This is a genomic window from Streptomyces sp. NPDC093252, assembly GCF_040683675.1.
Taxonomy (GTDB): Bacteria; Actinomycetota; Actinomycetes; order Streptomycetales; family Streptomycetaceae; genus Streptomyces.
Genome location: NZ_JBFBEM010000006.1, coordinates 1 through 17,436, shown reverse-complemented (window position 1 = coordinate 17,436; position 17,436 = coordinate 1). Strand labels below are relative to the sequence as shown.

Sequence of the window (17,436 nt, the reverse complement as noted above, 5' to 3'; positions counted from 1 at the left end):
TGCGGTCGGCCGGGGGTGTCGGTGGGCCGGGGATGCCCGTCGGGCGGGAGCCGCGGTGGGCCGGGAATCGCGGCCGGTCCGGGGCTTCGGTCCGCCGGGGGACTCGGCCAGCCAGGGGTTCCGGTCAGACGGGGGCTTCCGTCCGCCGGGGATGTCGGTCAGCCCGGGATCAGGCCCTCGTCGCTGAGGAGCTGCCGGACCTCCTCCAGGGTCGCGTCCGGCGACGGGAGGATGAGGTCGGAGGGTTCGAGGGCGTCGTCGGGGAGCGGGGTGCCCAGGGTGCGGACCTCCTGGAGAAGGGCGTGGAGGGTGCGGCGGAAGCCGGGTCCGTCGCCGTTCTCCATCTCCTCCAGGAGTTCGTCGTCGAGCTTGTTCAGGTCGGTGAGATGGCTCTCGGCCAGCGTCACCTGTCCCTCCCCCATGATCCGTACGATCATGTCGCCCTCCTCGGCGTGGGCCCGGGGTTACTGCTTGTCGAACCTCGGGGTGTCCTGCGGCTGCTGCTGGGACTGCGACTGGCCGTTGCCGCCCTCGATGGCCTGCTGGGACGACGAGGAGCCGCCCGCCAGCTCGGCCTTCATCCGCTGGAGTTCCAGCTCTACATCCGTACCACCGGAGAGCCGGTCCAGCTCGGCCTGGATGTCGTCCTTGGCCATGCCGGTCGGGTCGTCCAGGGCGCCGGAGGCGAGCAGCTCGTCGATCGCGCCGGCCCGCGCCTGGAGCTGGGCGGTCTTGTCCTCGGCGCGCTGAATGGCCAGGCCGACGTCGCCCATCTCCTCGGAGATGCCGGTGAACGCCTCGCCGATCCGGGTCTGGGCCTGGGCGGCGGTGTAGGTGGCCTTGATGGTCTCCTTCTTGGTGCGGAAGGCGTCCACCTTGGCCTGGAGGCGCTGGGCCGCCAGAGTGAGCTTCTCCTCCTCGCCCTGGAGGGTGGCGTGCTGGGTCTCCAGGTCGGTGACCTGCTGCTGGAGGGCGGCCCGGCGGGACAGCGCCTCACGGGCGAGGTCCTCACGGCCGAGCGCCAGCGCCTTGCGGCCCTGGTCCTCCAGCTTGCCGGACTGGTTCTGGAGCTGGTTGAGCTGCAACTCCAGCCGCTTGCGCGAGGTGGCCACGTCCGCGACCCCGCGGCGGACCTTCTGGAGCAGCTCAAGCTGCTTCTGGTACGAGTAATCGAGGGTTTCGCGCGGGTCCTCGGCCCGGTCAAGGGCCTTGTTCGCCTTCGCGCGGAAGATCATCCCCATACGCTTCATGACACCGCTCATGGGCTTCGCGCGCCCCCTTCTGACGGACTCCGGCTCCAGCTCTGCGACAGGACCCACAGTACGGGCCCCACATCCATTGACGCACTGTTCGGGGTCGGATGCGCTCATCCCCAAGGACGAATACCCGCGGATCCGATCCGGCGTGAGGAGTAGGTGGTCCCTCCGGGGACCCTTTCCCGGGCCGTCCGGACGGGTACGCAATCGTCCCCCTCTGTCCCCCTACAGACGACTGGTGTTGCGGGATCGTTCCCCCCGGGGCTGGGGTCCATGCCTGTGCACCCCGTACCCTTGGGTTTTGTGTTCCGAAGCCGTGCCAAAGACGAGAAGGCCACCGCCGCCGCGCAGGCGCAGGTGACCGGCTCCCCCGAGACCCGTGACCCGCAGGCCCCGAAGGGCAGGCCCACGCCCAAGCGCAGTGAGGCCCAGTCCCAGCGCCGCAGCGTGGCCAATACGCCGATGACGCGCAAGGACGCCGCCAAGCGCGGGCGCGAGGAGCGGCGGGCCGCCCTGGAGAAGCAGCGCAAGGCGCTGGCGGGCGGTGACGAGCGCTATCTCCCGGTCCGGGACAAGGGCCCGGTGCGGCGCTTCGCCCGGGACTTCATCGACGCGCGGTTCAACGTGGCGGAGTACTTCCTGCCGATGGCCGTGGTGATCCTGGTGCTGAGCATGGTCCGGGTGACCCAGCTCCAGACCATCGCGCTGCTGCTGTGGCTCGTGGTGATCGTGCTGATCGTGCTGGACTCCTTCGCCACCGGTTTCCGGCTGAAGAAGCGGCTCGCCGAGAAGTTCCCGGACGACAACCGGCGGGGCGCGGTCGCCTACGCCCTGATGCGCTCGCTCCAGATGCGCCGGCTCCGGCTGCCCAAGCCGCAGGTCAAGCGCGGAGAGCGGCCCTGAGCGCTGCGTCGTCCCCCGGGGCCGCGCGGCCCGGCGGCCTGCGCGAGATCGTGCGGCAGGAGCTGGTGGCCCGGCAGTTGGAGGAGCAGATAGCCGGGCGGTTCCCGATCGGCCGGCGGCTGCGGGTGCTCGATGTGGGGATGGGCCGGGGCACGCAGGCGCTGCGCCTGGCGCGGGCCGGGCACGAGGTGACCGGGGTCGAGCAGGACGCCACGCTGATCGCGGCGGCGCGCGAGGCACTGGCCGCCGAGCCGGAGGGCATCCGGGAGCGGATGCGGATCGTGCGGGGCGACGGCCGGGACACCGGCGTCCACTTCCTGCCGGGCAGTTTCGACGTGGTGCTCTGCCACGGGGTGCTGATGCATGTGGCGGAGCCGGATCCGCTGCTGGCGGGGCTGGCCCGGGTGATGGCTCCGGGGGGTCTGCTGTCGCTGCTGGTGCGCAACGGTGACGCGCTGGCGCTGCGGCCGGGGCTGTCCGGCGACTGGGCGGGGGCCCTGGCCGCGTTCGACACCACCGTGTACCGCGACGGGCTCGGCCTGGACGTCCGCGCCGACCGGCTGTCGGCGCTCACCGGCACCCTCGCCGGGATCGGGGCCCCGCTGCACGCCTGGTTCGGGGTGCGGGTCTTCACCGACACCGTGCCGCCCGACGCCGCGCCCCCGGACGACCTGGCGGCGCTGCTCGCCGCCGAGGAGCGGGCGGGCCGTACGGATCCCTACCGGGGTGTGGCGGCGCTGCTCCATCTGTGCGGGGTACGGGGCGGTGCGGCGGCCGGCTGACACCGGGTGGGGCATGCCCGTTCGGGTGAGTACGACGGGCCCTCGCGGGGCGGCGCCTCGAGACTCGGGGCATGGACGCTTCCCGATTGCGCACCCCGCTCCGCCGTACCGCGCGGGTACGGCTGTTCCGGATACCCAGGCTGGCCGGGCCGGTCGTCGCCGTCTCCTGCTGTCTCGCGCTGGCCGCCGGATGCTCCTCCGGGCCGGGGCCGGGGTCTTCGGCCAGGGGGGAGGAGAGCGGTTCGGACACCGCGCAGGCGTCGGTGCCGCGCGCCTCCGGCGATCTCCAGAGCGACTATCTCAAGGTCATCAAGGATGTCCTGCCGTCGGTGGTGCAGATCCAGGCCACCAGCGATCTGGGCTCCGGTGTGGTCTACGACGACCAGGGCCACATCGTCACCAACGCGCATGTCGTCGGCGACGAGCGGTCCTTCCAGGTGACCACCGCGAGCAGCGAGCAGCCGCTCACGGCGGAGCTGGTGTTCTCCTATCCGGAGCAGGATCTCGCGGTGGTGAAGCTGGACTCGGTGCCGGACGGGCTGGCCCCGGCGCGGTTCGCGGACTCCTCGAAGGTGCAGGTCGGGGACATCGTGCTGGCGATGGGCTCGCCGCTGGGGCTGTCGTCCAGCGTGACCCAGGGGATTGTCTCGGCGACCGGGCGGACGGTGAGCGAGGGCCAGTCCGGCGGGGGTACGGGGGCGACCATCGCCGACATGATCCAGACCTCGGCGGCGATCAACCCCGGCAACAGCGGGGGCGCGCTGGTCGACCTCGACAGCGAGGTCATCGGCATTCCCACGCTCGCCGCGACGGATCCCGACCTGGGGAACAGCGCGGCGCCGGGGATCGGGTTCGCGATACCGGCGAACACGGTGAAGACCATCGCCGACCAGATCATCAAGAACGGCCGGGTGACCGACTCGGGCCGGGCGGCGCTCGGGATCGTCGGGCGGACGGTCGTGGACAGCGATCTCCAGGCGGCGGGGGTGGCGGTGGTGTCCGTGGAGAGCGGGGGCGCTGCCGCGGGGGCCGGGCTGAAGGCGGGGGACATCATCACGCGGCTCGGGGATGTCGACATCACGACGATCACCTCGCTGTCGGAGGCGCTCGCGGAGGATCGGCCGGGGGACCGGACGTCGGTGACGTATACGCGGGGCGGGGCGGAGAAGACGGTGGATGTCACGCTGGGCGAGCAGTGAGGTGACCGACCTGAAATCGACGGGGTGGTTGTTCTACCGGGCGGGTTCGGGTGCGGGTGGGTGGGGGTTGGGCGCGCAGTTCCTCCCCCAGAGGGGGTACCCCCAGCGCCCCTTCAGAGGCAGGGCGTTGAGTTTGGCGGGGTGTGATTCGGGCTGTGCGTGTCCCTGTTGTGCGCGGTTCCCCGCGCCCCTGGGGGGCCGTTGAGTGCCCCCCGCCCCGGTGTGGCAGGGGGCGTGGGGCGGGTCAGGCTTCGGCGGCGGCCTTCAGGCTCATCGGGCCGTAGATCTCCGTGAGGTCCTCGAAGAGGCGTACCTGGTCGGTGCCGCCCGCGAGCAGTTCCTTCCAGTACTCGCCGATCCAGGACTCCGCGTCCCCCTGCGTGGTGAACTCCTCCGGCACCACCGCGGGCTGGACCTCCGTCCCGTCGGCCTTCTCGAACCGCCACGTCCATGCCGCCATTCGGGCCTCCTGATGTCAGCGCGTGCAGAGCCGGGCCGGATCTTGGTCCGGTCCCGCCCCGAGCCTAAGCGCTCGGCCGGGGTGCGCGGTCGCGGACCGCAGGTGATCGTGCACAGGGAGTGGATCCGGACGGACCGCGCCCGTGCGTGACCCCTGCGCGGGCGCGCCGGGCGCCCGGCGGAGAAAATCGAATGTGTGGAAGTGACTCTGCTCGGCACCGGCGCCCCCGCGGGCCTGCCCCGCCCCGACTGCCCCTGCGCGACCTGCGCCACCGCGCTGGGCCCGGCCGCCCGCGCGGCCACCGCGCTGCTGGTGGACGGCACCCTGCTGCTGGATCTGACGCCGGGCGCGGCGTTCGCGGCGGCCCGCGCGGGGCGGTCGCTGGGCGGCGTACGGCAGGTGCTGTTGTCGCATCCGCACGACGGGCCGCCGGTGGAGGTGCCCGCCGGGCTGCCGCAGCCGGGCCGGGTGCCCGACGGCCGGGAACTCGCGCTGCTGACCGGGCACCGGGTGCGCGCGGTGGCGATGGACGCGCCGGGCACGGGGTACGCGGTGACCGGCCCGGACGGGCACCGGCTGCTGTACCTGCCGCCGGGCGCGGCTCCGGCGGGTCTGGAGGAGGGCCCGGGGGGTACGGAGCCGTACGACATGGTGCTGGCGGATGTGACCGGGCGGCCGGACGCGCTGGCGAAGCTGCGCGCGGTCGGCGGGATCGGTCCCACGACGGATGTCCTCGCCGTCCATCTGGACCATGACGTGCCGACCGGCGCCGAACTGACCCGGCGGCTGGCCGCGGCCGGGGCGCGGGCGGTGCCGGACGGGACGACGCTGGCCGTCGGCGCATACGAGGACGTCCCCGATGTGCCACGGCGCACGCTGGTGCTGGGCGGGGCGCGGTCCGGCAAGTCGGTGGAGGCGGAACGGCGGCTGGAGTCCTTCCCGGACGTGCTGTACGTGGCGACCGGGGGGACGCGGGGCGGGGACGGCGAGTGGGCGGCGCGGGTGGCGCTGCACCGGGAGCGGCGACCGGGCTCCTGGCGGACGGTGGAGACCTGCGAGGTCGCGCCGCTGCTGGCGGAGGAGGGGCCGCCGCTGCTCGTGGACTGTCTGTCGCTGTGGCTGACGGACGCGATGGACTCCGTCGGGGCGTGGGACGACGCGGTGTGGGCGGACGGCGGGGAGAAGGCGCTGCGCGAGCGGGTGGGGGAACTGGTGGCGGGGGTGCGGGCGGCCCGGCGGGTGGTGGTGCTGGTCTCGAACGAGGTCGGCTCGGGCATCGTCCCCGCGACGGCGTCCGGACGCCGCTACCGCGACGAACTGGGCCGCCTGAACGCCGCACTGGCGGGAGAGTGCGAACAGGTGTTGCTGGTGGTGGCGGGGCAGGTGGTGGTGTTGCGGGGGTGGTAGGGGGTGCGGGGGTGGTCGGGAGTGCGGGGGTGGTCGGGAGTGCGGGGGTGGTCGGGGGTGCGGCAGGGCCGCGGCCTTACGGGGGCTGCGGGGGCGGAGAGCGCCTGACCGGCGGGGGCGGCGGCTCCTCCAGCGGCGGGGGCCACGATGGGCCGTCCGGCCGGGGGGGCTGCGATGGGCCGGGGGGCTGCAAGGCTTTTCCCAGCGGCGAGCCGCGCCGCACAGGGCAATCCGGCCGGGGCGGCGGCTCCTGCCAGCGGCGCAGACCGCGCAGGGCTGTGCGGCCGAGAGGCTGCGAGGCGCTTCCGGCGACGGAGGCCGCGAGAGCCTGTCCGGTGATGGTGCCGTGAGGCGTTTCCAGTGGCGGGGGCCGCAAGGGCAATGCGGCCAGGGCCCGCGGGCCCTTCCCAGCGACGAAGACCGCGAAGGGCTGTCCGGGCGGGAGCCGCAGGCCCTTCCGGCGGCGGGCGCCGCTAAGAGCCGTCCGGCCGAGGGGCTCCGGGCCTTCCCGGCGACGGACGCCGCAAAGGGCAATCCGGCCGGAGCCACAGGCAATTCCAGCGGCGAAGGCCGCAAGAGCCGGTCCGGTGACGGTCCCGTGAGGCACTTCCAGCGGCGGCGGGCGCCGCTAAGAGCCGTCCGGCCGAGGGACTGCGAGCCTTCCCGGCGACGGACGCCGCAAAGGGCAATCCGGCCGGAGCCGCAGGCCCTTCCGGCGGCGGGGGCCGCGATGGGGTGGCCGGTGATGGCGCCGGGAGGCGTTTCTGGGGGCGGGGGCCGCGAGGCTTCTAGGGCCGCTGGGGGTACCCCCTCTGGGGGAGGAACTGCGCGACCAGCCCCCGCCCGCCCGCACCCGGAGTCGGCCCCAGGACCCCAACGCCCCCTACCCCCGCCGCGCCAGCACCCGGTACGTGTTCGAAAACCCCGTCCGCCGCAACCCCGGCGCCAACACCAGGTCCAGCCCCCGCGCCCCCGCACACACCGGCCCCACCCCCCGCGCCAGCGCGGCCCGCATCCGCAGCCGCCCCCGCGTCGGCGGAGCCGCCCGCCAGGGCGCGTCCCCGTCCGGCAGGGCCCGCGCCAGCATCAGTTCCGCCGCGACGCCCAGGTCGTACGGCGTGTGCGCGCCCCGCTTGTCGACGGCGACGATCACGCACCCCGCCGCCTCCAGTTCCGCGCAGACGTTGGACGCCGGGAGCAGATGGAGATGGCCCGGCTGGGTGTGCGGCAACCACCAGCGCCCCAGCAGCGCGGCATACCCGCTGTGCGGGTCGGTCGCCTCCAGCAGGACATGTCCGCCGGGGCGCAGCACGGTCAGCGCGGCGGCCAGTTCCGCGCGGGGGTCGGGGGTGCGCTCCAGGTGGTGCAGCAGGCTGACGACGTCGTAGCGGGCGCGTAGTTGGGCGGCGGTCGCCGGGGCGGTCAGCCGGCCGATGTGGGCCTCCTCGATCCGTCCGGCCTCCCGGGCGCGGACCACCCTCGGGGTCGGGTCCAGGCCGTCGAACGCGGTGTAGGGGAAGTACGCGCGCGCGGTGTCCGGGAAGTCGCCGGAGCCCGTGCCGACATCGAGCCAGCTCTCCGGTTCGAGGGCGGCCGGTACCGCGCGGGCGGTGGCCCGCAGACGGCGGCGGGTGCGGACGGGCTCGGGCGCGTCCCAGTGGTAGAAGGACAGGCCCTCGGGGGTGAGGCGGGGGTTCTGGAAGGTGTGGCCGCAGGCCCGGCACTCGTCGAGCGTGAACCGTCCCGGCTTGCCCTGGACCAGGTCGGGTGTGGTGAGCCGGACCCGCAGGTCGGCCGCGCCGCACCAGGGGCAGTCGGCGCGGCGCGGTTCGTGGAACCGGTCGGTGCCCAGGGCGAGTTCGGCGGCGTAGGCGGCACGGCGGCGGGCGGTGGCTGCGGGGGCCGGGGTGGAAGTGGGGGGCGATGAGGGGGACGAGCGGGACATCGGCGGCTCCCGGAAGCACGGAAGGGCGGGGAGGGGTGGGGAGGGGTGGGGAAAGAAACGTGCGGGCGCGGGATATTTCGTTGTAAAACGGAACGTATGGGATTGCGATCTTGGGTGCAATGACGTCGTGCCCGCGGGGTGGCGCCGGTGGGGGCGGTCGCGGCTGAGGTCCCGCCCGGCGGGGCCGGTACTGTTCGGCGAATGAGCGCGCTGAATCTCGATGACTTCACCGATCTGATCGAGCGCCCCGACGGCGGGGTCCGCCGCGACGCCGAGGCCCACCGGGAGCGCCGGGTCGTGCCGCCCGGTTCCCTGGGGCGCCTGGACGAACTGGGCGAATGGCTGGCCGCGGCCCAGGGCGTGGTGCCGGTGCGGCCGGTGGACCGGCCCAAGGTGGTGCTGTTCGCCGGTGATCACGGGATCGCCGAGCTGGGGGTCTCGGCGCGGCCCGCGGGCGGTGCCGGGGAACTGGTGCGGCAGGTGCTGGAGGGCGGCCGTCCGGTGTCGGTGCTCGCCCGGCGCTCGCAGGTACCGCTGCGGGTCGTGGACATGGCGCTGGACTGCGACGCCGGGTCGCTGCCGGACGAGGTCGTGCGGCACCGGGTGCGGCGGGGCAGCGGGCGGATCGACATCGAGGACGCGCTGACCCCCGAGGAGGCGGAGGCCGCCTTCCGGGCCGGGATGGCGGTGGCCGACGAGGAGGCCGACTCCGGGACGGATCTGGTGGTGCTGGGCGATGTCAGCGTCGGCGGGACCACGGTGGCCGGGGTGCTGATCGCGGCACTGTGCGGGACCGACGCCTCGGTGGTGACCGGGCGGGGCGGGCTGGCGATCGACGATCTGGCCTGGATGCGCAAGTGCGCGGCGGTCCGGGACTCGCTGCGGCGGGCCCGCCCGGTGCTCGGGGAGCAGTTGCGGCTGCTCGGGACGGTCGGCGGGGCGGACTTCGCGGCGATGACCGGGTTCCTGCTCCAGTGCGCGGTGCGCAAGACGCCGGTGATCCTGGACGGGGTGGTCTCGGCCGCGTGCGCGCTGGTGGGCCAGCGGATCGCGTTCCGGGCGCCGGACTGGTGGCTGGCCGGGCAGGACAGCGGGGAGCCGGGGCAGGCGAAGGCGCTGGACCGGATGGCGCTGGAGCCGCTGCTGACCCAGCGGGTGTCGGTGGGCGAGGGCACCGGGGCGCTGCTGGCCCTGCCCCTGGTCCGGGGCGCGGCGGCCTTGGCGGCGGAACTCCCGGAGCAGCCGGAGCGGGCGGCCGAGAAGGACGAGAAGGACGGCAAGGACGAGAGCCCGGCCGATGAACCGGCGGGCGGACCGGCCGATGAACCGGCGGGCAAAGCTGCGGGCGCATCCGCGGGCGAATCGGTCTAGCCGTACGGGCGCGCTGCCCCCTCCCCCGCCCCTCCCGCTCGGCACAATGCTCCCGAGATGAAGACGATCACCGCGGTCCTCGCCCGCTGGGCCCGTGCCGAGTGGGGCGCGCTGTATGTCACCGTGCGGGACGGGCTGCGGCGGGGCGGCCCGCGGGCGGTGGCGATGACGCTCGGCGCCGTCGCCCTGACCGTCGTCCTGTATCTGCTCCACGGGCAGTCGTGGGGGTACGGGTTCGTGGAGGACGTGGGGGTCGTGCGGGCGGCGGAGCCGCTGTGGACGGCGCTGCTGCGCACCCCGCTGTCGCTGTTCGTCCCGGCGCTGGATCTGCCGGTGTGGGGGGCGCTGGCGCAGATCCTGGTCGTGTTCGGGATCGCGGAGATCTCTCTCGGGCGGCCGGTGACGCTCGCCGTCGCGTATCTGGCGACCCTCGCGGGGACGCTGTACGCGCGGATCGGGATCGCCGTCGGTGGTCCGCTCGGGCTGCCCGCGTCGGACGCGGGGGTGGTGGACACCGGGCCGTCGGCGGCGGTGGTCGGGCTCGCGGTGTTCACGGCCTGGCGCTACCGGGCGTTCGGCACCCTGGCGCTGGTGGTCGTGGTGCTGGTCGGTGAGGTGCTGGTGGTGGACAACCTGGCCGGGCGGGAGCATCTGGCGGCGCTCGCGGTGACGCTGCTGCTGTGCGCGGGGGCGGCGCTGCGTCAGCGGCGGGCCGGGGCGCGGGTGAGTTCGGGGTCCGGGGTGCCGCCGATCCAGTCCTGAATCCGGCGGCTGGGGCCGAGCCAGCGCCGGTCGTGGTGGTAGGCGCGCAGCCGGGCCCTGGCGCGGGCGCGGGGCCGCCGGCCGTACAGGCGTCGCGCCCAGAGCGAGGTGGGCCGGGCCAGCCGGACGGCGCCGAACCAGGCGAGGAAGGGGATCACCACCCCGAAGACCGCGAGCCGGGCCTTGCCCTTGGCGAGGCAGATCAGGGAGAAGAGGAAGTTCACCGCGATGGTGGCGATGACCGTGCCCCGGCTCTGGAGATCCTGCTGGTCGAGGCCGTCGACCCCGAAGGGCGAGTAGCCGAGGAGCAGCAGGCCGACCAGGGAGGCGGTCAGCACCACCGCCTCGACGCTCTTGCGGCCCTCCTCGCTCCAGTACACGTCGTCCAGGTGCAGGATCAGCGCGAACTCGTCCAGGACCAGCCCGGCGCCCACCCCGAACACCACCGCCGCCAGCGCCGACCCGAAGCCGCGCTGTCCGCCCGCCACCGCGCAGAACCCGCCGACGATGGTGAGGACGACGCCGGGCACCACATGGTGGATGTGCAGCCCGCCCGCCCTGATGTTGCCGAACGGTCCCCGCCCGGCCCGGATGAGCCGGGTGATCAGCCGGGTGATCAGAAAGGTCAGGACGAACGCGGTCAGCGCGAGCAGCAGCGGGAGCTTGCCCGGCTCGACGATGTTCCGCTCCCACCACATCCCCATACGTCAATTCTGTACCTGTATCCGTGCGATAGCGGGAGATATCCGCCGGGATCGGCTCCGCGTGGCGTCCGGCCGCTCGCGTACGCTGCCCGGATGCCCGAGAACCCCACCGGCGCCCCCGGCCTCCGCTTCGCCTTCGGCACGCTCACCGTGCTGCCGGTCCGGGTGACCCGCTGGGACCGGGACGCGGCCCGCGCGGGCATGCTCTGCGCCCCGCTGGCCGGGCTGGTGGTGGGCGGCTGCGCCGCCGGGGTGGGGGTGCTGGCGCTGGTGCTGGGCGCGGGGCCGCTACTCGCGGCCGTCGGCTCCGCCGCCGTCCCGGCCGTGCTGACCCGGGGGCTGCATCTGGACGGGCTGGCGGACACCGCCGACGGGCTCGGCAGCGGACGGCCCGCCGAGGACGCGCTGCGGATCATGAAGCAGTCGGACATCGGCCCGTTCGGGGTGCTCACCCTGGTCTTCGTCGTGCTCGCCCAGGTGGCCGCCCTCGCCGCCCTCTACGACGGCTCCTGGGCGCGCGGCGCGCTGGCGGCCGTCGTCGCCGGGGCGGTCTCCCGGCTGGCGCTGACCCTGGCGGCCCGTACCGGGGTTCCCCCGGCCCGCCCGGAGGGGCTGGGGGCGGCGGTGGCCGGGGCAGTGCCGCTGTCCCGGGCGCTGGCCGTGGCGGCGGGGGTGCTGGTGGCGGCGGGGGCGGGCGGGGCGCTGCTGGGTCCGGGGGTCCTGCTGCGTACGGTCCTGGCGGTGCTGGTGGCGCTGGTCGCCGCCGAACTGCTGCTGCGGCACTGTGTGCGCCGGTTCGGCGGGGTGACGGGGGATGTGTTCGGGGCGGTCGCCGAGACGGCGGGGACGGTGGTGCTGGTGGTGGCGGTGCTGGGCTGAGCCACTGTCAGGGGCGGCGGGGGCGCAGGGCGTGCGGGAGGGTGCCCCGGGGGTGGGTGCCGGTGCCGGGGACGCCGCAGTGCAGGGCGGCGCCGCCCTGCCGGGCGGTGGCGGCGAGGTCGACGCCGTGGGGGACGCCGTAGGTCTCCCAGGGGCCCTCGAAGGTGACCAGGACGTCGGCGATCCGGGCGTAGCAGGGGTGGGGCGGGGTGCCGGGAGTGAGGGCGAGGGTGGCGCAGCCGGTGCGAGCCAGGTGATGCCGGTGTCGGCGAGGGCGCCCGCCAGCTTGAGGTTGTCGGCGGGCTGCTGCGGGGTGGTGCGCAGGCCCGAGTGCTCGCCGGTGACCAGTTCGCTGCGGGTGACGGGCAGGCCCTTGGTCACGGCCCAGGTGTGGTTGTCCCGGATCTCGGCGCGATGGCGGCGCGGCTCACGTACTGGGTGGCGCCGTTGGCGTCCGTCGCGCAGGTCCACGGCACCGTCGAGGTGTTCTGGACGCAGCCGAGGAAGGGGTGGGTGTAGGTGTGGTTGATCCAGCGGTACTCGTCCTTGTCGGCGAGGAGCCGGCCGGTGAGGGCGTCGGTGCCGCCGTTCTCCGCCTTCCACTCCTCGCCGGAGCCCGCGTTGAAGACCAGGTCCAGGGTGAAGTCCTGGGGCTGCTGCCACTGGGCGGCGTAGACGGCGTCCGCGGCCGTCGTCCGGATCTCCTGGGTGCCCGCGCCGTCGCCGCCGACGCAGTCGAAGTCGCCCGGGGTGCGGTTGCGTTCGGTGTCCCGGCGGCCGTCGGGCGCGAAGACGTCGTCCACGTGCACGGCGAAGTAGTTGCGGTCCTGGCCGAGGTGGACGCCCTGGGGCGAGCGAGTTGTCCTCGAAGGCGGGGGCCGTCGAGATAGCCGAACGGGCCCGTCTCCCCGGCGGTGGTGACGCTCGCCTCGACGCCGTCCGGGGTGCCCGCGAAGCCGCCCTGGTTCGTGTAGTCCAGGCCCACGCCCGGGTGCGCCCAGGTGTAGGCGTCGACCTGCGGGATGCCGTACGTCCGCTCGTAGTTCTCCAGCGCTCCGCTCGGCGGAACCCGCGCCGAAGGGCGCCTCGTTGGGGGCCACCACGTCCTGGAACTTGGCGCGCGGCCACCCCCAGCGTGGTCAGTGCGGCGACCGCCAGGACGACGGCCGTCTTTCTCCACCTGTGCGCGCTGCGCGCCGTAGGTCTGCCCCTCCCCCAGATTCCCCCGTACGCATTCCCCATACGGGGCCCCCGTGCCCACGTCCCGGGCGGGGTCCGTATCCACCGTCCCCCGGTCCGGCATCCCCCGAACAAGATCCTCCGGATGCCCCGAACATGGAGGACCAGTGAAAATCATGCAAACCGACGGGCGCTGTACCCGACCGAACGGCACGAGTGTGACCCGGATCACCGGCCCATGGGATCGCGAAATGGCCACGGCGCCACCGCCGGGTGAACACCCGCAGTAATGAGCGAACGCAGCGACGCGCGTAGGCTCGTCCCGCATATGTGCCGAGCTGGTGCGGACACCGGTCGAGACCGCACCCTCAAGCCGGTTTCGGCCGCAGCCCGCGTCGGCTGCCACCGGGCCCGGCCGGCCCACACCGTTCGGCCGCCGAAACTTCACACCGGAAGCGAGATTTCACCACCGTGACTGCTCTCACTCTCAGCACCTCCGGGGCATCCGCCCTGCGGGGCGACGCGATCGTCATCGGCGTCGCCAAGGGCGCGAAGGGCCCCGTCGTCGCGGCCGGCGCCGAGGCCGTCGACCAGGCGTACGACGGCCGGCTCGCCGGAGTCCTGGAGACCCTCGGCGCCTCGGGTGCCGAGGGCGAGGTGACCAAGCTGCCCGCGCCCGCCGGTTTCAAGGCGCCGCTGGTGCTGGCCGTCGGTCTGGGCGCCGAGCCCGCCAAGGACGCCGGATACAGCGGGGAGGCCCTGCGCCGCGCCGCCGGTGCCGCCGCCAGAGCCCTGTCCGGCAGCAGGAAGGCCGGGTTCGCGCTGCCGCTGTCCGGTGCCGCCGACGCCGGCGCGGTCGCGGAGGGCGCCCTGCTCGGGGCGTACGCCTTCGACGCGTACAAGACGAACGCCAAGGACGCCAAGGACGCCGACACCAAGCCGAACGGCAAGAACGCCAAGAGCGGCAAGAACGGCAAGGGCCCGCTGGCCGAGGTGGCGCTGCTCGGCGGCAAGCCCCGCGACAAGGCGTACAAGGCCGCCGTCGAGCGGGCCGCGGCCGTCGCCGAGGAGCTGAACCGCGCCCGCGACCTGATCAACACCCCGCCGAACGACCTCGACCCCGAGGCGTTCGCGGCCGTGGCCTCCGCCGCGGGCAAGGAGCACGGCATCAAGGTCCAGGTGCTCGACGAGAAGGCCCTCACCAAGGGCGGCTACGGCGGCATCCTCGGCGTCGGCGCCGGGTCGGCGGCGGCCCCGCGGCTGGTGAAGCTGTCGTACACCCACCCCAAGGCGGCCAAGCACCTCGCCTTCGTCGGCAAGGGCATCACCTACGACTCCGGCGGTATCTCGCTGAAGCCGGCCGGTCACAACGAGACGATGAAGTGCGACATGAGCGGGGCCGCGGCCGTGTTCGCGGCGGTCGTCGCCGCCGCGCGCCTCGGTCTGAAGGTCAATGTCACCGGCTGGCTGGCGCTGGCCGAGAACATGCCCTCCGGTTCGGCGACGCGGCCGGGCGATGTGCTGCGGATGTACAGCGGCAAGACGGTGGAGGTGCTCAACACCGACGCCGAGGGCCGGCTGGTGCTCGCCGACGCGCTGTGGGCGGCCTCGCAGGAGAAGCCGGACGCGATCGTGGACGTGGCGACCCTGACCGGCGCGATGGTGCTGGCGCTGGGCAACCGGACCTTCGGGGTCATGGCCAACGACGACGCGTTCCGCTCCGCGGTGGTGGACGCGGCCGAGGCGGTCGGCGAGGAGTCCTGGCCGATGCCGCTGCCGGAGCATCTGCGCAAGGGGATGGACTCCCCCACCGCCGACATCGCGAACATGGGCGAGCGGATGGGCGGGGGGCTGGTGGCCGGGCTCTTCCTGCGGGAGTTCGTGGGCGAGGGGATCACCTGGGCGCACCTCGACATCGCCGGGCCCGCGTTCAACGAGGGTGGACCCTTCGGGTACACGCCGAAGGGCGGGACGGGGTCGTCGGTGCGGACGCTGGTACGGCTGGCCGAGCTGACGGCTTCTGGAGATTTGGGCTGATTTTCGCCTAATAGCTTGATTGGTGCCGATATACGGCGAGTGCGGGTGGTGTGCGACCGGTCGCGCAGTTCCTCCCCCAGAGGGGGCACCCCCAGCGCCCCTGAAGGCCCTCTTCGGCGTGACGTGGGGTGTGGTGTCTCACACCATCGCCCCGCGTCTCGTCCGGGCGTGACAAGTGCGAAGATGGGCGGCGGCAGGACAGGGCCCCATCCCAGGGCCGAAGGCAAAGAGCGGCCGGACACCAGCCGCCGACCGGTCAGCGGAGACCGGCGTGGCGCACATGCATGGAGGACGTGACGTGGCGAACGACGCCAGCACCGTTTTCGACCTAGTGATCCTCGGCGGTGGCAGCGGTGGGTACGCCGCGGCCCTGCGCGGGGCTCAGCTTGGCCTGGACGTCGCCCTGATCGAGAAGGACAAGGTCGGCGGTACCTGCCTGCACCGGGGATGCATCCCCACCAAGGCCCTGCTGCACGCGGGCGAGATCGCCGACCAGGCCCGCGAGAGCGAGCAGTTCGGCGTCAAGACGAGCTTCGAGGGCATCGACGTAGCCGGTGTCCACAAGTACAAGGACGACGTGGTCTCCGGCCTCTACAAGGGCCTCCAGGGACTCATCGCGTCCCGCAAGGTGACCTACATCGAGGGTGCGGGCCGGCTGTCCTCCCCCACCTCCGTCGATGTGAACGGCCAGCGGATCCAGGGCCGCCACATCCTGCTGGCGACCGGCTCGGTGCCGAAGTCGCTGCCGGGTCTGGAGATCGACGGCAACCGGATCATCTCCTCGGACCACGCGCTGGTCCTGGACCGCGTCCCGCAGTCCGCGATCGTGCTCGGCGGCGGGGTCATCGGCGTGGAGTTCGCCTCCGCCTGGAAGTCCTTCGGCACCGATGTGACCGTGATCGAGGGCCTGAAGCACCTGGTCCCGGTCGAGGACGAGAACTCCTCGAAGCTGCTGGAGCGCGCGTTCCGCAAGCGGGGCATCAAGTTCAACCTCGGCACCTTCTTCCAGAAGGCCGAGTACACCGCCGACGGCGTGAAGGTGACGCTGGCCGACGGCAAGGAGTTCGAGGCCGAGGTGCTGCTCGTCGCCGTCGGCCGCGGCCCGGTCTCGCAGGGCCTGGGCTACGAGGAGGCCGGGGTCGCCATGGACCGCGGCTATGTCCTCGCGGACGAGTACATGCGGACGAACGTCCCGACCATCTCCGCCGTCGGCGACCTGGTGCCCACGCTCCAGCTCGCGCACGTCGGCTTCGCGGAGGGCATCCTGGTCGCGGAGCGGCTCGCCGGTCTGAAGGTCGTCCCGATCGACTACGACGGTGTGCCGAGGGTGACGTACTGCCACCCGGAGGTAGCCTCCGTCGGGATCACCGAGGCCAAGGCCAAGGAGATCTACGGCGCGGACAAGGTCGTCGCGCTGAAGTACAACCTGGCGGGCAACGGCAAGAGCAAGATCCTGAAGACCGCGGGCGAGATCAAGCTCGTCCAGGTCAAGGATGGTGCGGTGGTCGGCGTGCACATGGTCGGCGACCGTATGGGCGAGCAGGTCGGCGAGGCCCAGCTCATCTACAACTGGGAGGCGCTGCCGGCCGAGGTGGCCCAGCTCATCCACGCCCACCCGACGCAGAACGAGGCGCTCGGCGAGGCCCACCTGGCCCTGGCGGGCAAGCCGCTGCACGCGCACGACTGATCAGCCCCTCGGGCGCGACGACACAGACTTCCGCAATTCGTTAGGAGCAACCGAAACCATGGCGGTTTCCGTAACCCTTCCGGCGCTCGGCGAGAGCGTCACCGAGGGCACTGTCACCCGCTGGCTGAAGGCCGAGGGCGAGCGCGTCGAGGCCGACGAGCCGCTGCTGGAGGTGTCCACCGACAAGGTCGACACCGAGATCCCCTCGCCCGTCTCCGGCGTGCTCGCCTCCATCAAGGTGGCCGAGGACGAGACGGTCGAGGTCGGCGCCGAGCTGGCCCTGATCGACGACGGCTCCGGCGCCCCGGCCGCGGCCCCCGCTCCGGCGGCCGAGCCCGCCCCCGCTGCCGCCCCGGCCCCGGCGCCGGTCGCCGAGGCCCCGGCCGCTCCGGTGGCCCCGGCCGCTCCGGTGGCTCAGGCGGCCCCGGTGGCCCCGCCCGCCCCCGAGGCCCCCGCCGCCCCGGCCGCCGCCCCCGCCGGTGCCGCGTCCGGCACCGATGTGGTGCTGCCCGCGCTCGGCGAGTCGGTCACCGAGGGCACCGTCACCCGCTGGCTGAAGGCCATCGGTGACACCGTCACCGCCGACGAGCCCCTTCTGGAGGTCTCGACGGACAAGGTCGACACCGAGATCCCGGCGCCCGCCTCGGGCACGCTGCTGGAGATCGTGGTCGGCGAGGACGAGACGGCCGAGGTGGGCGCCAAGCTGGCGGTCATCGGCGAGGCGGGGGCCGCCCCGGCCGCCGCCCCCGCCCCGGCGGCCCCGGCTCCGGCTCCGGTCGCCCCGGCGCCGGTCCAGCCCGCCGCGCCCGCCGCTCCGGCCGCCCCTGTGGCCCCGGCCCCGGTCGCCCCGGCGCCCGTCGCTCCG

At 73.8% G+C, this 17,436-nt stretch carries 15 protein-coding genes and 1 pseudogene; 10 read left to right on the top strand and 6 right to left on the bottom strand.

What is annotated here, in order from left to right; all coding sequences use genetic code 11:
• Nucleotides 1–158 precede the first annotated feature (158 nt).
• Complete coding sequence (locus AB0O01_RS14085; protein ID WP_355736390.1) at nucleotides 159–437, bottom strand: hypothetical protein; 279 nt, start codon at nucleotides 435–437, stop codon at nucleotides 159–161.
• 27 nt (nucleotides 438–464) lie between these two features.
• Complete coding sequence (locus AB0O01_RS14080; protein ID WP_355736387.1) at nucleotides 465–1,262, bottom strand: PspA/IM30 family protein; 798 nt, start codon at nucleotides 1,260–1,262, stop codon at nucleotides 465–467.
• 267 nt (nucleotides 1,263–1,529) lie between these two features.
• Between AB0O01_RS14080 and AB0O01_RS14075 the strand changes: the two genes are divergently transcribed.
• From AB0O01_RS14075 to AB0O01_RS14065, 3 genes are all read left to right on the top strand, one after another.
• On the top strand, nucleotides 1,530–2,159 hold the full coding sequence (locus AB0O01_RS14075) for a DUF3043 domain-containing protein (RefSeq protein WP_365313178.1): 630 nt from the start codon (nucleotides 1,530–1,532) through the stop codon (nucleotides 2,157–2,159).
• A gap of 65 nt (nucleotides 2,160–2,224) precedes the next feature.
• The gene (locus tag AB0O01_RS14070) at nucleotides 2,225–2,941 is read left to right on the top strand and encodes a class I SAM-dependent methyltransferase (protein ID WP_365313735.1); all 717 of its coding nucleotides are present in this window, start codon (nucleotides 2,225–2,227) and stop codon (nucleotides 2,939–2,941) included.
• A gap of 71 nt (nucleotides 2,942–3,012) precedes the next feature.
• Nucleotides 3,013–4,140 (top strand): trypsin-like peptidase domain-containing protein, encoded by a 1,128-nt coding sequence (locus AB0O01_RS14065; protein ID WP_365313177.1) that lies wholly within the window; start codon nucleotides 3,013–3,015, stop codon nucleotides 4,138–4,140.
• A 244-nt stretch (nucleotides 4,141–4,384) separates the two neighbouring features.
• On the opposite strand, the gene AB0O01_RS14060 is transcribed toward AB0O01_RS14065, so the two are convergent.
• A complete protein-coding gene (locus tag AB0O01_RS14060) occupies nucleotides 4,385–4,600 on the bottom strand; it encodes a hypothetical protein (RefSeq protein ID WP_365313175.1) in 216 nt (71 codons plus the stop codon).
• A gap of 195 nt (nucleotides 4,601–4,795) precedes the next feature.
• On the opposite strand from AB0O01_RS14060, the gene AB0O01_RS14055 reads away from it, so the two are divergent.
• Nucleotides 4,796–6,007 (top strand): bifunctional adenosylcobinamide kinase/adenosylcobinamide-phosphate guanylyltransferase, encoded by a 1,212-nt coding sequence (locus tag AB0O01_RS14055; protein WP_365313173.1) that lies wholly within the window; start codon nucleotides 4,796–4,798, stop codon nucleotides 6,005–6,007.
• 883 nt (nucleotides 6,008–6,890) lie between these two features.
• Here AB0O01_RS14055 and AB0O01_RS14050 read toward each other — a convergent pair.
• Entirely contained in the window at nucleotides 6,891–7,952 is a 1,062-nt protein-coding gene (locus AB0O01_RS14050; protein ID WP_365313172.1) for a class I SAM-dependent methyltransferase, read from the bottom strand.
• A 201-nt stretch (nucleotides 7,953–8,153) separates the two neighbouring features.
• Here AB0O01_RS14050 and cobT point away from each other — a divergent pair, with 201 nt between their 5' ends.
• Together cobT and AB0O01_RS14040 are read left to right on the top strand one after the other, a co-directional pair.
• Entirely contained in the window at nucleotides 8,154–9,323 is a 1,170-nt protein-coding gene (cobT, locus tag AB0O01_RS14045) for a nicotinate-nucleotide--dimethylbenzimidazole phosphoribosyltransferase (RefSeq protein WP_365313170.1), read from the top strand.
• A gap of 57 nt (nucleotides 9,324–9,380) precedes the next feature.
• A complete protein-coding gene (locus tag AB0O01_RS14040) occupies nucleotides 9,381–10,085 on the top strand; it encodes a hypothetical protein (RefSeq protein ID WP_365313168.1) in 705 nt (234 codons plus the stop codon).
• Here the strand turns inward: AB0O01_RS14040 and AB0O01_RS14035 are convergent.
• The gene (locus tag AB0O01_RS14035) at nucleotides 10,025–10,789 is read right to left on the bottom strand and encodes a hypothetical protein (RefSeq protein WP_365313166.1); all 765 of its coding nucleotides are present in this window, start codon (nucleotides 10,787–10,789) and stop codon (nucleotides 10,025–10,027) included. The two genes, AB0O01_RS14040 and AB0O01_RS14035, sit on opposite strands and share 61 nt — an antisense overlap.
• Nucleotides 10,790–10,882: 93 nt before the next feature.
• Between AB0O01_RS14035 and AB0O01_RS14030 the strand changes: the two genes are divergently transcribed.
• The gene (locus AB0O01_RS14030; protein ID WP_365313165.1) at nucleotides 10,883–11,668 is read left to right on the top strand and encodes an adenosylcobinamide-GDP ribazoletransferase; all 786 of its coding nucleotides are present in this window, start codon (nucleotides 10,883–10,885) and stop codon (nucleotides 11,666–11,668) included.
• A 243-nt stretch (nucleotides 11,669–11,911) separates the two neighbouring features.
• Here the strand turns inward: AB0O01_RS14030 and AB0O01_RS14025 are convergent.
• Nucleotides 11,912–12,798 (bottom strand): annotated as a pseudogene (locus tag AB0O01_RS14025) (hypothetical protein); the annotation flags it as partial.
• A gap of 520 nt (nucleotides 12,799–13,318) precedes the next feature.
• On the opposite strand from AB0O01_RS14025, the gene AB0O01_RS14020 reads away from it, so the two are divergent.
• The 3 genes from AB0O01_RS14020 to AB0O01_RS14010 all read left to right on the top strand — a co-directional run.
• Nucleotides 13,319–14,884: a leucyl aminopeptidase gene (locus AB0O01_RS14020; protein WP_365313163.1), complete on the top strand. Its 1,566-nt coding sequence runs from the start codon at nucleotides 13,319–13,321 to the stop codon at nucleotides 14,882–14,884.
• 298 nt (nucleotides 14,885–15,182) lie between these two features.
• Nucleotides 15,183–16,571 (top strand): dihydrolipoyl dehydrogenase, encoded by a 1,389-nt coding sequence (lpdA, locus tag AB0O01_RS14015; RefSeq protein WP_365313162.1) that lies wholly within the window; start codon nucleotides 15,183–15,185, stop codon nucleotides 16,569–16,571.
• Nucleotides 16,572–16,629: 58 nt separating this feature from the next.
• Nucleotides 16,630–17,436: biotin/lipoyl-containing protein (locus AB0O01_RS14010; protein ID WP_365313161.1), on the top strand; the 807-nt coding region annotated here is incomplete at its 3' end.